The sequence below is a fragment of the Nonomuraea sp. H19 genome, from assembly GCF_052068215.1.
GTDB lineage: Bacteria > Actinomycetota > Actinomycetes > Streptosporangiales > Streptosporangiaceae > Nonomuraea.
This window is the reverse complement of record NZ_JBQHCV010000008.1, coordinates 93,115-107,098: the sequence shown is the minus strand read 5'-3', so window position 1 is coordinate 107,098 and position 13,984 is coordinate 93,115. Positions and strand designations below refer to the sequence as shown.

16 protein-coding genes are annotated in these 13,984 nt (G+C 71.1%); 6 read left to right on the top strand and 10 right to left on the bottom strand.

Annotated features, from left to right (window positions below; genetic code table 11):
• Positions 1-170 precede the first annotated feature (170 nt).
• Positions 171-860, bottom strand: coding sequence for a FadR/GntR family transcriptional regulator (locus ACTMTI_RS19160; RefSeq protein WP_441121754.1), 690 nt, complete (start codon positions 858-860; stop codon positions 171-173).
• A gap of 148 nt (positions 861-1,008) precedes the next feature.
• Here ACTMTI_RS19160 and ACTMTI_RS19155 point away from each other — a divergent pair, with 148 nt between their 5' ends.
• The 3 genes from ACTMTI_RS19155 to ACTMTI_RS19145 are packed head-to-tail and all read left to right on the top strand — an operon-like array spanning position 1,009 to position 2,869.
• Entirely contained in the window at positions 1,009-1,167 is a 159-nt protein-coding gene (locus ACTMTI_RS19155; RefSeq protein WP_441121753.1) for a hypothetical protein, read from the top strand.
• Entirely contained in the window at positions 1,164-2,021 is an 858-nt protein-coding gene (locus ACTMTI_RS19150; RefSeq protein WP_441121752.1) for a dioxygenase family protein, read from the top strand. The genes ACTMTI_RS19155 and ACTMTI_RS19150 overlap by 4 nt, the downstream gene beginning before the upstream one ends.
• Positions 2,018-2,869, top strand: coding sequence for a fumarylacetoacetate hydrolase family protein (locus ACTMTI_RS19145; protein ID WP_441121751.1), 852 nt, complete (start codon positions 2,018-2,020; stop codon positions 2,867-2,869). The genes ACTMTI_RS19150 and ACTMTI_RS19145 overlap by 4 nt, the downstream gene beginning before the upstream one ends.
• A gap of 144 nt (positions 2,870-3,013) precedes the next feature.
• On the opposite strand, the gene ACTMTI_RS19140 is transcribed toward ACTMTI_RS19145, so the two are convergent.
• From ACTMTI_RS19140 to ACTMTI_RS19115, 6 genes are all read right to left on the bottom strand, one after another.
• Positions 3,014-3,598 (bottom strand): TetR/AcrR family transcriptional regulator, encoded by a 585-nt coding sequence (locus tag ACTMTI_RS19140; protein ID WP_441121750.1) that lies wholly within the window; start codon positions 3,596-3,598, stop codon positions 3,014-3,016.
• Between the two features lie 133 nt (positions 3,599-3,731).
• A complete protein-coding gene (locus ACTMTI_RS19135; RefSeq protein ID WP_441121749.1) occupies positions 3,732-5,069 on the bottom strand; it encodes an alpha/beta hydrolase family protein in 1,338 nt (445 codons plus the stop codon).
• 269 nt (positions 5,070-5,338) lie between these two features.
• Positions 5,339-5,506, bottom strand: a complete 168-nt coding sequence (locus tag ACTMTI_RS19130) for a hypothetical protein (protein ID WP_441121748.1) — start codon at positions 5,504-5,506, stop codon at positions 5,339-5,341.
• Positions 5,507-5,814: 308 nt separating this feature from the next.
• Positions 5,815-6,030 carry a hypothetical protein gene (locus ACTMTI_RS19125; RefSeq protein WP_441121747.1) on the bottom strand — a complete coding sequence of 72 codons (216 nt, stop codon included), beginning with the start codon at positions 6,028-6,030 and terminating at the stop codon, positions 5,815-5,817.
• A 70-nt stretch (positions 6,031-6,100) separates the two neighbouring features.
• The gene (locus ACTMTI_RS19120) at positions 6,101-6,610 is read right to left on the bottom strand and encodes an OsmC family protein (RefSeq protein WP_441121746.1); all 510 of its coding nucleotides are present in this window, start codon (positions 6,608-6,610) and stop codon (positions 6,101-6,103) included.
• Positions 6,611-6,735: 125 nt separating this feature from the next.
• Positions 6,736-7,380, bottom strand: a complete 645-nt coding sequence (locus tag ACTMTI_RS19115) for a GntR family transcriptional regulator (protein WP_441121745.1) — start codon at positions 7,378-7,380, stop codon at positions 6,736-6,738.
• An 80-nt stretch (positions 7,381-7,460) separates the two neighbouring features.
• Between ACTMTI_RS19115 and ACTMTI_RS19110 the strand changes: the two genes are divergently transcribed.
• From ACTMTI_RS19110 to ACTMTI_RS19100, 3 genes are all read left to right on the top strand, one after another.
• A complete protein-coding gene (locus tag ACTMTI_RS19110; protein WP_441121744.1) occupies positions 7,461-8,981 on the top strand; it encodes an MFS transporter in 1,521 nt (506 codons plus the stop codon).
• Between the two features lie 117 nt (positions 8,982-9,098).
• Positions 9,099-9,740 carry a PadR family transcriptional regulator gene (locus ACTMTI_RS19105; RefSeq protein WP_441121743.1) on the top strand — a complete coding sequence of 214 codons (642 nt, stop codon included), beginning with the start codon at positions 9,099-9,101 and terminating at the stop codon, positions 9,738-9,740.
• A 138-nt stretch (positions 9,741-9,878) separates the two neighbouring features.
• Complete coding sequence (locus ACTMTI_RS19100) at positions 9,879-10,730, top strand: alpha/beta fold hydrolase (protein WP_441121742.1); 852 nt, start codon at positions 9,879-9,881, stop codon at positions 10,728-10,730.
• 17 nt (positions 10,731-10,747) lie between these two features.
• On the opposite strand, the gene ACTMTI_RS19095 is transcribed toward ACTMTI_RS19100, so the two are convergent.
• The 3 genes from ACTMTI_RS19095 to ACTMTI_RS19085 form a co-directional block, all read right to left on the bottom strand.
• Positions 10,748-12,322, bottom strand: a complete 1,575-nt coding sequence (locus ACTMTI_RS19095; RefSeq protein WP_441121741.1) for a penicillin-binding transpeptidase domain-containing protein — start codon at positions 12,320-12,322, stop codon at positions 10,748-10,750.
• Positions 12,323-12,387: 65 nt separating this feature from the next.
• On the bottom strand, positions 12,388-13,047 hold the full coding sequence (locus tag ACTMTI_RS19090) for a lysophospholipid acyltransferase family protein (protein ID WP_441121740.1): 660 nt from the start codon (positions 13,045-13,047) through the stop codon (positions 12,388-12,390).
• 253 nt (positions 13,048-13,300) lie between these two features.
• Positions 13,301-13,897, bottom strand: coding sequence for an NUDIX hydrolase (locus tag ACTMTI_RS19085; RefSeq protein WP_441121739.1), 597 nt, complete (start codon positions 13,895-13,897; stop codon positions 13,301-13,303).
• Between the last annotated feature and the right edge of the window lie 87 nt (positions 13,898-13,984).

The following is a 13,984-nucleotide window of genomic DNA, read 5'->3' as shown; positions in this document are numbered from 1 at the left end:
AACACCTGCCCAACGCCCCGGTCAGGGATTCCGGGCTGTCGGCGGCGTGAGGTGTCGGGTCCGTCTGGGTCTGGTTGAGGATGGCGTTCGATCTGACGCTTGGCCCGGAGAACCAGTCGCGCACGCAGGGCGCTGTCCTGCGCGGCAACAGCGAGTCCCGCCGCACCTCGTCAACTTGGCGAGGGGGCGTGATGGCGCTCGACAGCCGCGACAGTCCTCGCCACGTCGCCCGCGATGATGGCCTCCACCAGTTCGGCGTGCACCTCCAACCGCAGGCGAAGATAGTCCTCGGTGCGGCTGGCGTCGTCGGGGTCGGCGTGTTCGGACAGGTCGCTGATGCACCGGGTCATGCTGAGGTAGACGGCCTTGGCCACATGGTTGGGCGTGATCTCCGCGATGCGCTCGTGCAGGGCCCAGTTGGCGCGCATGAACCGGTCCGTGCTGGTCGTGGCGCGTTTGAGGGCGGCCATGAGCCGGCGTAGGTCGGAGATGTCCTGCTTGGTGCGATGCTGGGCGGCGTCGGTGCAGATCAGCGGCTCGAGTGACTCGCGTACGGCGATCGCGTCCGCCACCGTGGTGGGCATCCTCCGCACGGTCAGCAGGGTGTTCCGCAGACGCACGATCGGGTTGGGCCGGGCCACGAACAGGCCGCCGCCGCGGCCCGGCCGGATCTCGACGGTGCCGCGGTCGTTGAGCAGGCGCGCGGCTTCGCTGATCGTCGCGCGCCCGTAGCCCGAGCGGTCGCGGAACTCGTCCATCGTGCCGATCAGGTCACCGGGGCCGAGCCCGCGGTCGACGATCATCGACTCGATGTCGGCGGCCAGCGCCTCGGCGCGCGTCAGGGGTTCAGCGTTAACCACCCGAATGATTCTACTGGATTCCTGGCCATTCCCCCCGGTCCGGCGGTACGCTCCGGCGAGAACATAACACCCTAAACATCCGGGTGGTTATGTTCATCCACCAGCCTGCTGACCAGCGGTTATTTCTTCCGCGCCAAGGAGAGTCGCCATGACCCGTCTGCTCGTCAAGGGCGGCGCCGTATTCACCATGGACCCGGGCGAACGGCTATGTCGGGACGATGTGCTCGTCGAGGACGATGCGATCGTCGCGGTCGAGCCCGGCATCGAGGTCGGCGCCAAGGCGATCGATGTCAGGGGCACCGCATGACCACCCCGCTGCTGCGTCAGGTGCTCGGCCAGATCAACGGATCGGACCCGCGCCTGAACGAGATCGTCTCCGCCCTGGTCACGCACCTGCACGCCTTCGTGGAAGAGGTGCGTCCGACCGAGCGCGAGTGGCTGGCCGGGCTCGACTTCCTCATCGAGACCGGCAAGATGTGCACGCCGGACCGCAACGAGTTCATCCTGCTGTCCGACATGCTCGGCGCGACCAGCGCCGTCGACGACGTCAACCACGCCGGACCCGAGGGCATGACCCCGTCCTCGGTCGAGGGCCCCTTCCACTCCCCGGCGCCGGCGCGTGAGCTCGGCGCCTGGATCAGCTCCGGCCCCGAGCGGGAGCGGGCGGTCCCCACGGTCGTGCACGGCCGGGTGCTGGACTGCGACGGCACCCCGCTGCCCGGCGCGGTCGTGGACCTGTGGCAGGCCAACGACACCGGCCTGTACGACACCCAGGACGATACGCAGGACCGCGGCAACCTGCGCGGCCTGTTCACCACCGACGCCGACGGCCGCTACTGGTTCCGCACCATCCGGCCCAGCAGCTACCCGGTGCCCACCGACGGCACCGGCGGCAAGCTGCTGCACGCGATCGGCCGCCATCCCATGCGCCCGGCCCACCTGCACTACCGCGTCACCGCACCGGGGTACCGGACGCTGACCACCCATGTGTTCCTGGCCGGCGACCCCTACCTCGACTCCGACGCCGCCTTCGCGGTCAAAGAGGAGCTGATCTGCCATCCGCGGCCGCGTACCGAGGGGTGGGGGATGGACGGCGCCCGCGAGGAGATCGAGTTCGATCTGAAGCTGGTTCCCGACGATTGGACGGAGGACGGCAAGTGAAGCTCGCCGGAGTGCGGCTCGCCGGAGACGACACCATCCACATCGCGCGACTGGACGGCGACACCGTCCAGGTCGTGACCGGCCTCGCCCGCTTCTGGGCCGACCCCCGCGGCTGGACGGCCGAGGCCGCCGGCCTCACCGGTGCCGGCGTGCCCGCCGAGTCGGTGCGGTTCGCGCCGCCGGTGCCGCCGTCCGCGCGGGTGATCTGCGTCGGGCTCAACTACCGTGCCCACGCCGCCGAGGGCTCGTTCGAGGTGCCGGAGTACCCGACGCTGTTCGGCCGATGGACGGCCTCGCTCAGCGTCGGCGACGTCCCCGCCCCCGTCCCCACTGGAGAGGCGGGCCTGGACTGGGAGGGCGAGGTGGCCGCGTACGTCGCCGAGCCGCTGGCCGACGCCGACCCCGAGACCGCCCGGGCCGCCGTGCTCGGCTACTCCACCTTCAACGACCTGACCGCCCGCCGTGCCCAGAAGCTCACCACCCAGTGGACGCTCGGTAAGAACGGCGACCGCAGCGGCCCCATGGGCCCGATCGTCACCGCCGACGAGGTCGGCGATCCGCGCGACGGCCTGCGCGTCCAGACCCGCGTCAACGGCACCGTCGTCCAGGACGGCAACACCCGCGACATGCTCTTCGACGTCGGCGACGTGCTGTCTCTGATCAGCCGCACGTTCACTCTGAACCCCGGCGACGTCATCGCGACCGGTACCCCCGACGGCGTCGGCTACGTCCGCACGCCGCCGTGGCTGCTCCAGCCCGGGGACGTCGTCGAGGTAGAGATCGACCGGCTCGGCGTCCTGCGCACCCCCATCGTCAACCCTGACCGGCAACTGGAGTGCGCACGATGACCATCCCGCAGCAGACGTCGCGCTGGACCCGCTCGATCGCCTGGAGGTCCCCGCCGTCCCCGGCGTCATAGTGTCTTCAGCGGCCCGGCCCTCACCAGGGCCTTCGCCGTGACCGGAGATCCGGCCGGGCGTGACCGACGCTCCTCAGTGTGGCGGCGCGAGGAGGATGTCGCGCAGGCTGTGGGCCAGATAGGCCTTGAGCCGATCGGGGGACATTCTCGCCAGCGCCCCGTCCTTGATCACATATCGGGCAAAGGTGATCCCGATGAGCTGCGCGGCCAGCAGGTCGACGCGCTCTTCGACGTCATCACCGGTGAGCACGGCGCGATAAGCGGTGACGCTGCGCTCCTGCATGGCGTGATACAGCGTGGTGGCGGCATCCTCGCTGGAAGCGGCGCTGCGGATGAGGGCGACGAACGGGTCTTCTGTGGCCGCCTTCTCCATGCGTTCGACGAACGCGTGGGCGACCCGATCGGGAAGCTCGGCGCGGTCGCCCTCCACTACGTCGTCGAGATCGCGCGTGCCGGGGACGGCCGCCAGAAACAGCCTTTCCTTCGACTTGAAGTGCCGCATGACCAGCCCGTGGGTGACTCCGGCCCGGGTGGCGATGTCGCGGATGGTGGCGCGAGCGTAGCCGCGTTCGGCGAATGCGGCGCGGGCGGCGCCGAGGATGGCCGCGCGGTGTGCCTCGGGGTCGCGGACGCGCTTCCTGGCCGATGACTGATCCATGACGCAAGTGTACGCCTGGTCATTATGCGGCTCGTATGTCCTTCGGCCGGCTGTGCGGCGCCATGCCGTAGGGGCGTACGAGCACGGACGGAGCGCGCGGCCGACGGTTGCCCATGACGGATGGATGCTCCTGTTACCTCTGCGCCGGGCAGGCGGCGAACAGCCGGCGGGTGCCGGTGGACCAGGCGTCCGGGTCGGTGAATCGGCACCCGTAGTCCGGGTTCGACACGGTGGCCGCATCTATCACGTCGTCCCCGGCAGGGCGCGGACCGCCGCGTTCCCATCGGACCAGGTCGTCCCAGGCGGCCCCGACCTCGGCGTCGCTGAACTCGCAGTGCCCCACCGCCCGGATCGCCCGCTGCACCAGCAACCCGCCGCGCCCGTGACGGGACACGTCGGCTCGGTAGTACTGCTCCATGGAGAACGGCACGAAGTTGTCGCCCAGGTTGTGCAACGAGAGCACGGGCACGTCGATCCTGCCGGAGACAGCGGGGACGGCGGTCAGGCGGTGCGTTCTGCGCGCCACCGGATCTTCGGGAGGCACCCGCTGCACGCTCGCGTCGACGTTCACCGGCGAGTCCGGGCGGTAGCCGGTGTCGAGGTTCGTCGCTACCCTGCCCGGCTCCTGCGCCAGCGTGCCTTCCCCGACAGGCCCCGCGAGCCCGAACAGGAAGTCCTTCCAATAGGCGAAGGCGGCATACGCCCCGGGCCGCTCGCCGCCACCGAGGTTGACGACGATGGCGCGGAACTGCTCGCCGAGCTCATTCACCGGACCCGAGCCGGCCAGCCCGAGCCGTTCCTTGATCCTCGGTACGGCGGAGGTCGCGTAGTCGGCCGGGAACGGGTAGGAGGGCACGTCCGCCAGATCCTGCGCGACGAGGTGGTAGTCGAGGAAGAAGTCGAACAGCTCGTGGTCGCCGAGCACCCCGCACATCGGCAGGGCCGCGTCGTAGTAGCCCGGGTACTGCTCGAGTGAACGGACCGTGACGTGTCCGCCCATGGACACCCCGGCCAGGAACGTCCGCCGTGGCTTGCCGACCACGCGCCTGAAGTGATCGGCAAGGCCGCGGGTGCTCAGCACGCCGGCCCGCACGTCATAGTCATTGGCGTAGTAGGAGGATGCGGCCCACGCATAGCCCTGATCCAGCAGCCGTCGCCGCAACCCGTACCCGGGCGGATCCACGGTGAGCACCCGGGTGTCGCCGCGGAACCCGTGGGCCCACATCAGCAGACCACCATTCCACCGTGGCGGTACCTCGATGTCGAACGCCGCGTGCCCGTGCACTCCCTGCAGGACCCGGCTCGGCCGCCCGGCCACGATCAGGGGCTCCAGCGGCGGGTTGTCGATCGTGTAGCCGGGCAACGGCTGGTCATCCCGCACGTGGTCACCGGGCGCCGCGTCCGCGGCGGTGGAGGTGAGCAGCAGTGCGGATAACGCCATGGCGGACAGGGACAGGCTCCGACGGCGCATCTGCCGTCACCTCCGAGGCGCTTGCTCAGGCGGCTGATGATTCGTTCATACTCCCAGACACCTTGCAGAGGAAGGGTTCGGCAAGACGCCGAAACGGTGGACGTCCCCCAGGCGACCGGCAATGGCGCAAGCGCAGGATCGAGCCGTCGCAGGGGCGGGACCACGCACCTCGCGGTCGTCATGGGAGTCATCGCCCTTCCGAGCGCAAGCCTCCTGAGCGGCCTCGTATACGCCCGGGTCGGTTGCGGGAACGGGTGTCCTGGGCGTGCTCAGCCGGCCCGGCGGGCGACGTACAGGATCCGATCGTGGCCGTCCTCGTTGGCCGGCTCCCGTGCCGACGTCCCCACCAGCCCTCGGGCGGCCACGACGCGCAGTCCGGCCTGCTCTGCCATCCGGCGCACCGTCCGGTCGGAGTGGTGCCGTCGCACGTGCCGCATCGACACCCTCTCCCAGCCGCGCCGTTCCGCTCGAACAGGTCGGTCTCGGGTGCACGCGCAGGTGGTGCCGTTCGCGCGCCCCTGCCAGGAGAGCTGTGTCGCCCGCCGCCTCTCCGGGCAAGCGTGCGATCGAAATTGCGCCGATGTCAGCTCCACGTCGGAGCGGGCCGCCAAGACCACGTTGAAGGCCTCCACGACGCGGTTGTACGTCACAGCACCGACAGGACCCACGGGCCCGGTGCATCGAGCCTCATTTCCGGCGCCCGGACCCCGGCTGGGGGCCAGGGTTCCGGGCCCCGGGGGCGCTCTCACGTGGCGCTCCAGGTGATCCAGCGGGCGCCGGGGGCTGTGTCGGGGCCGATGCCGCCGGGCGGGTGCTGGACGCGACCGGGCGGGGGAGGGAACTCGCCGGGATGCTCGGCGGGCCAGGCGCCGTCGGAGAACGCGCCGGGCCGGGGTTCGCCTACTGCTCCAGGCACTTCGCCGGCCCCGTGCCCGCGCAGCAGATCTGGCCGTTGGCGCATCACGACAGCCTGTCCACCTGGTGCTGCCCGGCGACGCGGCGCGGGCTGGACCACGCGAATCCTTGAGTCGTCACGCCGTGCGCACGGCCGGCTCGTGGCGTACCGGGAAATTGACCGAAGAGGCGATGAAGCACGCCTTGTGGGCGTCGGCGTGCAGCCTGATCGCGGTCTCGGTCATCTCGGGGGCGGCCACGGTGACCTCCGGGCGCAGGACGACCTCGGTGAAGTGGCCGCCGTCGGCGGTCTCGGCCATGGTCCCGACGGCGCGGTCGACGTACTCGGTGACCACGACGCCCGCGACCGCGCACAGGTGCAGATACGACAGCATGTGGCACTGCGACAGCGAGCCGACCAGGAGCTGCTCCGGGTTCCAGCGCGACGGGTCGCCGCGGAAGGCGGGGTCGGAGCTGGACAGGATGGCCGGCGGGCCGTCGGCGGACAGCTCGTGGTCGCGGCTGTAGTCGCGGTATCCGCTGGTGCCGGTGCCCTTGTTGCCGGTCCAGGTCACGACGGTGGGATAGGTGTGCAGGCGGGTCATGCGCAGGTCTTCCTTGCTCGTGCCGGTGTGCGGGTGGGTCATGGGTGGTCGTGCGCGCCGCGTGCGGGCGTGCGGGTGGGTCATGGGTGGTCGTGCGCGCCGCGTGCGGGCGTGCGGGTGGGTCATGGGTGGTCCACGTGCGCGCCGCGTGCGGGCGTGCGGGTGCGTCATGGGCGGTCCTGCGTGCCGCGGGTGGTGGCGCGGGTGTCGAGGACGTGCGTGCGCGCGATCCTCGCGGCCTCCTCGGAGCGGCCCTCGGTGATCGCGGCGAGCAGCTCTTCGTGCTGGTCGGAGACGTGCGCCGGCCGGGCGGGTGGCGCGAGTGAGCGCAGCGTGGACACCTGGATCTGGTCCCAGATCCGCTCCAGCGCGTGCAGCGCCATCGAGTTGGCCGCCAGCACGGCGATCGTCCGGTGGAAGCGCCGGTTGAGTTTGACCGCGTCGGCGAAGCGCCCTTCGGCCGTGGCGGTCGCGGTCTCCGCGGCGACGTCGTCGAGTGCACGCAGGTCGGCGGGGGCGATGCGGCCCTCGCGCTGGCGGGTGGCGGCCAGTTCGGCGGTGAGCGCCTCCAGCGCCGCCCGTACCTGATAAGCCTCGTCCAGGTCGCCCTCCTCCAGCGCCACCACGACCACGCCGCGCCCCGAGGGGCGGACGAGCCCGTCGGCGGCCAGCTCCCGCAGCGCCTCCCGCACGGGGGTGCGGCTCATCTCCAGGGTCGCCGCGGCCTCCATCTCGGTGAGCCGCGCCCCAGGCGGGTAGGTGCCGTCGAGGATCAGCTCCCGGAGGCGGGCGCACGCCGTCTTGGTCTGCATACCACCACTCTATCGCATACATTGCATACATTGCATGCAAACTTGACCTCAACTTCACTTGAGCTTCTACGGTCGGGCTCATGACGGAAAACCTGCGAATGCGGGCAGGACGCCGAGAGTGGACCGGCCTCGCCGTGCTCATCCTGCCGACGCTCCTGCTGTCCATAGACGTGACCGTGTTGCACCTGGCCGTGCCCATGCTCAGCGCGGACCTGAGACCGAGCGCTTCCCAGCTGTTGTGGATCAACGACGTGTACGGGTTCCTCATCGCGGGATTCCTGATCACCATGGGCGCGATCGGGGACAGGATCGGCCGCAAGCGCCTGCTCCTGATCGGCGCGGCCGCCTTCGCCCTGGCCTCGGCGCTGGCCGCGTACGCGCCTAGCGCCGGAATGCTCATCGCCGCGCGCGGGCTGCTCGGGATCGCCGGCGCGACGCTGATGCCCTCCACGCTGTCGCTGATCCGCACCATGTTCCACGACCCGGCCCAGCGGACCGTGGCGATCAGCCTCTGGATGACCGGGTTCACCGGCGGCATGGTGATCGGCCCGCTGGTGGGCGGGGTGCTGCTGGAGAACTTCTGGTGGGGGTCGGTCTTTCTGCTGGGCGTGCCGGTGATGGCGGTGCTGCTGGTGGCGGGGCCGGTGCTGCTCCCGGAGTACCGGGACCCGGCGCCGGGACGGCTCGACCTGATCAGCGTGGCGCTGTCGCTGGCCGCCGTCATCTCCGCCGTCTACGGCATCAAGGAGGTCGCCGCGTACGGGCCGGCCGTGGTGCCCGTGCTGGCCATGCTGACGGGCCTGGCCCTGGGCACGGCGTTCATACGGCGGCAGCGCCGGCTGGCCGACCCGCTGCTCGACCTCGAGCTGTTCGCCGAGCGCAGGTTCAGCGCCTCGCTGGGCACCCTGATGCTCGTCATCCTCGTCGGGCCCGGGGTCATGCTGCTGACCGCGCAGTACATGCAGCTCGTGGCCGGTCTGACACCGCTGGAGGCGGGACTGTGGACGCTGCCGCAGACCGCCGCCGTCGTGCTGGGTTTCATGGTGTCGCCGGCGCTCGCCAAGCGGATCAGGCCTGGGTCGGTCATGGCCGGGGGTCTGGCGGTCGCCGCCGCCGGGGTCGGCCTGCTCATGGGAGCGGGGGGCGCGTCCGGGATGGCGTTCGTCGTGGCCGGGCAGGTGCTGTTCTTCTTCGGCTCGTCGCCGCTCCTGGTCCTGGGTACCGACCTGGTCGTCGGGTCCGCGCCGCCTGAGCGCGCCGGAGCCGCGTCCGCCCTGTCGGAGACGGTGCAGGAGTTCGGCGGAGCGCTCGGGCTGGCGGTGTTCGGCACGATCGCGGCCGCCGTCTACCGGGCGCGGGTGGTCGTACCCGAGGGAGTGCCCGCCGGGATGGGGGAGCAGGCCCGCGACACGCTCGGCGGCGCGGCGGAGGTGGCCATGCGGCTGCCCGATCCCGCCGCCACTGCGCTCCTCACCGCGGCGCGGGACGCGTTCACCGGCTCGCTGCAGGTCGCGGCGGTCGTGGGGGCGGTGGTCGTGGCCTTCACGGCCGCCCTGGCCGCCGTCATGTTCCGCGCCCTGGGCCGGACGCCGCAGTCGTGAGGGCGCTGATCGTCTGCACCGGCAGCCGCCGCGCCCCGCCGAACGTGTAGAGCATTGTGCTCAGATACTCGTCTACGTATACTCGCAGACGAATATACGTAGACGAGGAAGTGAGGGATGGGAAAGCGGCGACCGGTCGGCAATCTGCTGGCGCTGGCCGTGCTCACCGTGGTCGTGCAGCGCCCGATGCATCCGTACGAGATGGCCTCGGTCCTGCGGGCACGCGGCAAGGATCAGGACATGCGGATCAAATGGGGATCCCTATACACCGTCGTCCGCAACCTGGAGAAACACGGCCTGCTGGAGGCGGTGGAGAGCACCCGGCAGGGCGCCCGCCCCGAGCGGACCGTCTACCGCATCACCGACGCCGGCCGGGCGGAGGCCGACGACTGGACCCGCGAGCTGCTGTCCACCCCGCGGCACGAGCCCTCGGCGTTCGAGGCCGGCCTGTCGGTGATGGCCGGGCTCGGCCCCGACGAGGTGACGCCGCTGCTCCGGCAGCGCCTGCAGTTGCTGGAGCAGCGGATCGAGGCCGACCGCCAGGCCCTGGAGCAAGAGGAGCTGCCCAGGCTGTTCCGCGTCGAGTCCGAATACGCGCTGGCGATGCGGGAGGCCGAGGCGGCCTGGGTGCGCTCGCTGCTGGCGGAGCTGATCGACGGCACGTTCCCGGACATCGAGGGATGGCGGGCCTATCACGGGACGGGCCGGCTGCCGGACGCCGTGGCCGACCTCGCGGAAAGGGGACGTACGACCGATTGAAAGACCCGGCGGCGGTGCTGGAACACCGGCCGCCGGGTGATCCCGTACCGACAGACCCGCGGAGCGGGGCCCGGCCACGAGATGGCACTGGCAACAATAGCCGGGCTTCCCTTCGCACGACCAACCATGGGGAGCACCATGATCACGCTCGACACCGTGACGTCCAAGGACGGCGTCACGATCACCTACCACCGGCTCGGCCGCGGCCCGGGGCTGGTGCTCCTGCACGGGGCCATGCAGACCGGCCACAGCAACATCGAGCTGGCCCAGGCCCTGGCCGGCGACTTCATCTGCTACGTGCCGGACCGACGGGGCAGAGGCCGCAGCGGCCCGTACGGACCGGACTACGGCCTCCAGCGCGAGATCGACGACCTCGGCGCGCTGCTCACGGCGACAGGCGCGGAGCACGTCGCCGGGGTCAGCTCGGGCGCCATCATCGCCCTGCGCACCGCACTCGCCCAGCCCGCCCCGCGCAAGGTCGTGGTCTTCGAGCCGCCGCTGGACATCGACGGCTCCAACCCGACCGGCTGGCTGCCGCGCTTCGACCGGGAGATCGCCGCGGGCCGCATCCCGGCGGCGCTGGTCACCGGGATGAGAGCCACCCGGATGGGGCCGCCGATCTTCAATGCCATGCCACGCGTCCTGCTGGAAGCGCTCACCGCCATGATGCTGAAAAGTCAGGACAAGGCGGCCGCGGACGGCGAGCCGACGTTCCGGGAGCTGGCGCCTACGCTCCACTACGACGCCCAGCTCGTCGCGGAGACGGCCGGCGACCTGGACGTCTACCGGTCGGTGGGGGCCGAGGTGCTGCTGCTGGGCGGCACGAAGAGCCCGGCGTACCTGAAGGCGGCGCTGACCGCGTTACAGCAGGTCCTGCCGCGGGCCCGGCGTGTTGATCTGGCGGGCCTCGACCACAGCGCCACCTCCAACGCCGCCATGCGCGGCCGCCCCGAACGGGTCGCGGCCGAGATCCGGCGCTTCCTCAGCTGAAATCCGGGACTCGCCGGTCACAGCCCCTTCAGGAACGTCGCCGCCACCGGGGCCGCCACCGCGCCGCCTCCGCCGCCGCCCTCCACGACCACCGCGAACGCGACATCACCCTTGAACCCCATGAACCAGGCGTGGGTGTCGAGCTTCTCGCCGGTGCCGTATTCGGCGGTCCCGGTCTTGCCGTACGTGCCGGCCGGCAGCCCCGCCGCCTTGGCGGTGCCCTTGGTCACCACGGCCGCCATCATCTCGTGCAGCGGCTCCTTCACCCCGTCTTGCAGTTGCCGCTCGGTGGCCTTCTGCTGCAGCGACGGCACCAGCGTCGGCGGGCGCCAGGTGCCGTCGGCGATCGCGGCGGCCACCGACGCCATCGTCAGCGGGCTGGCGGTGATCCTGGCCTGCCCGAACGCCTCCGCGGCCAGCTCGGCGTCCGACTGCGCCTTGGGGAAGCTGGGCTTGGCCGCCGGCACGCCGATGTTGAGCGGCTGGTTGAAGCCCACGCCCTCGGCCGTCTCCAGGAGCTTGTCCGCGCCCAGCTTCGACTCGGCCAGCGGCGCGAACGTGGTGTTGCACGAGTGGGCGAAGGAGTCCAGGAACGACAGCGACCCGAACGCCTCCTTGTCCGAGTTGCGGATCTTCAGGCCGCCGACGGTGGCGTACATCGGGCACGTGACCTTGTCCTGCGGCGACATCCCCGCCGCCAGCAGCCCGATCGCGGTGACGGCCTTGAAGGTCGAGCCGGGCGGGTAGCGGCCGTCCAGCGCCCGGTTGAACCCGCCCTGGTTGTTGACCACGGACAGGATCTCACCGGTCGACGGCTTGATCGCCACCATCGACGTGGGCTTCTTCAGGTCCTTGACCGCGCCCACCGCCGCCGCCTGCACACGCGGGTCGAGCGTGGTCTGCACGGGCTCGCCCTCGGTGCCCTGGATGGTCTGCAGCGTCTTGCCGCCGAGCTGGATCTCGGTGGACGGGGTGCCCGCCAGCCGCTTCTGGAACGTCTCCTGCAGCCCGCCGCGCCCGACCGCCTGCCCGACCTTGTAGGCGGAGCCGAGCTTGGCCACGTCCTTCTTGGTCGCCTTGTCCAGGAAGCCGACGAGCTGCTGCACGGAGCCGCCGACCGCGCCGGTGTCGATCCGCTCGCCCGCGGCGTCGGTGATCTCGGCGCGCTCCGGCCAGCGCGTCTTGATGGCGAACGTCGCCCCCGCCGTCATCGACGGGTGCAGCGTCTTGGGCGTCCAGTCCACCTTCCAGGTGCGATCGGCCACCATGAGGTCGATCTCGCCCTGGTAGGACCACTGCCCGATGTTCTTCAAGGCGAAGGTCGCGGTGTAGGGGACCCGCGCGCGGTCGTCGCCCTCGGTGACCTTGCCCAGCTGGATCGAGGCGGACTCCACCGAGAGCGCGCTGCGCTGCTGGCCGTACGCGCCGAGCTGCTGCGGCTTGGCCAGCTCCCGCGCCATGGCCGCCTGGTCGCCGGCCTGCCAGGCGGCGGCGAAGCGCTGCGCCGTCTCGGCCGGCGTGCCCCTGGTGTGCAGCAGGTAGTAGGCGCCTCCGGCCGCGGCCCCCACCGCGAGCACGGTGGCGCCGGACACGATCGCGATCGTACGGCCCCGCACCGGTGATCAGCCCCCTGCACCTCGACGACAGGTGTCTGAGCCTAGGGCAAACCGTTGGATGCCTTGACGCTTGCGGCGTAGGAGGGCACGTATTCCTGGCCGGACAGCTTCTGGACGGCCGCCATGATCTCGTCGGTGACACGGCGCCGGTCGCGGGCGCTGGTGTGGTCGCCCTCGAAGCGCATGGGCGCCCCGATGTGGATGCCGATCTTCGCCGGCCTGGGCATCTTGGCGCCGACCGGAAGCACCTTCTCGGTGCCCTTGAGCGCCACCGGCAGCACCGGCGCGCCCGTCTTGAGCGTCAGCCAGGCCACCCCGATCTTGCCGCGGTAGAGGCGGCCGTCGGGGGAGCGGGTGCCCTCGGGGTGGATGCCGAACAGCTCGCCCCGCTCCAGCAGCGCGGCGGCCTCATCCAGCATCACCTGCGCGGCGTGCGCGCTCTCCCGGTCGATCGGCAGGCTCCCGCCCAGCCGCATGAAGAAGCCGGAAACCGGGTTGCCCGAGAAGTATTCGTTCTTCGCGGTGAAGGTCACGTGCCTCGGCAGCAGCGCGGGCAGCAGGAACGAGTCGAGCACCGACAAGTGGTTGGCGGCCAGGATCGCCGGCCCGCTTCTCGGGACGTGCGCCCCGCCGGTGATGTGCGGCCGGCACATCGCGTGGGCCAGCGGCGCTGCGGCGAACTTGACCACTTGGTACAGCAACGGGCTCTCCTGGATCATCGGGCGGTCGGCCACCCCACCATAAAGCAGGCGCCCCGCCGGTGAGCGGGACGCCTGGGGTAATGCTGTTGAGGCCGATGTGGTGGTCGCCTCCTCGGCGAGATGCACAACACGGCTCCAGCCGAACGGTATTCCGTGAAGGCGGTATTTTGCGGCCCGGGGGACACAGCCACATCGGCCTCTTGATGCTAACCGACATCAGGAGAGCGCTATTCCATCCAGCCCCAAGATTCGGTCACGTTCTGGTCCAGTGTGGCTGGGGCACGTCGAAGACCCGCTGCTCACGGCCCCGCAGCGCCACCTCGGCGAACTGCCACAAAATGGCCCCCGTCGGCGCGTGGATCACCATCGACGGTCCCAGCGGCATCTGCAGCACCTCCCCCTTCCAGCGCGGCACCCCGGGCGCCAGGAACCGCTCCAGCGGCACCTCGTGCACCGAGGCGACCTCCCGGGGATCGGGCACGGGCTCCTGCCGGCCGCCGAACGCCACCACCGGCGTGATCACGAACCCGGAGTCGGTGACATAGTCGTCGAGCAGCCCCGCCACCTCGACCCCGGTGACGCCGGTCTCCTCGGCCAGCTCCCGCAGCGCCGCCTCGACGGGCCGCTCCCCGTCGTCCAGCCGCCCGCCGGGCAGCGCCCACTGCCCCGGGTTGCGGCCGCGGGGGGCCCGCTTGATCAGGATCGTGTACGGGACGCGCGCGGCGTCCTCCAGCACGCACACGGTGACGGCGGCCCGGAGGATCCCCCCGGCAGGCGGCACCTCCCGGCGGTCGAACGCGGCCAGCCGGGCGATGATCTCCTCGCGGAGCACGTCAATGGGCGACAGCACGCGTCCAGGATCTCACGGCGCCGTGCGCGGCGGCCGTACTGTGGCCCCCGCAAGCCGCGGCGCGCCGCCCTGCGCGGGCACGCTGGT

Excerpts from the sequence above, each read along its gene's own strand:
- ACTMTI_RS19155 (WP_441121753.1), top strand. The coding sequence starts at position 1,009 with ATGACCCGTCTGCTCGTCAAGGGCGGCGCCGTATTCACCATGGACCCG.
- ACTMTI_RS19150 (WP_441121752.1), top strand. The coding sequence starts at position 1,164 with ATGACCACCCCGCTGCTGCGTCAGGTGCTCGGCCAGATCAACGGATCG.
- ACTMTI_RS19140 (WP_441121750.1), bottom strand. The coding sequence starts at position 3,598 with ATGGATCAGTCATCGGCCAGGAAGCGCGTCCGCGACCCCGAGGCACAC.
- ACTMTI_RS19135 (WP_441121749.1), bottom strand. The coding sequence starts at position 5,069 with ATGCGCCGTCGGAGCCTGTCCCTGTCCGCCATGGCGTTATCCGCACTG.
- ACTMTI_RS19130 (WP_441121748.1), bottom strand. The coding sequence starts at position 5,506 with ATGCGGCACGTGCGACGGCACCACTCCGACCGGACGGTGCGCCGGATG.
- ACTMTI_RS19125 (WP_441121747.1), bottom strand. The coding sequence starts at position 6,030 with ATGCGCCAACGGCCAGATCTGCTGCGCGGGCACGGGGCCGGCGAAGTG.
- ACTMTI_RS19120 (WP_441121746.1), bottom strand. The coding sequence starts at position 6,610 with ATGACCCACCCGCACACCGGCACGAGCAAGGAAGACCTGCGCATGACC.
- ACTMTI_RS19115 (WP_441121745.1), bottom strand. The coding sequence starts at position 7,380 with ATGCAGACCAAGACGGCGTGCGCCCGCCTCCGGGAGCTGATCCTCGAC.
- ACTMTI_RS19110 (WP_441121744.1), top strand. The coding sequence starts at position 7,461 with ATGACGGAAAACCTGCGAATGCGGGCAGGACGCCGAGAGTGGACCGGC.
- ACTMTI_RS19105 (WP_441121743.1), top strand. The coding sequence starts at position 9,099 with ATGGGAAAGCGGCGACCGGTCGGCAATCTGCTGGCGCTGGCCGTGCTC.
- ACTMTI_RS19100 (WP_441121742.1), top strand. The coding sequence starts at position 9,879 with ATGATCACGCTCGACACCGTGACGTCCAAGGACGGCGTCACGATCACC.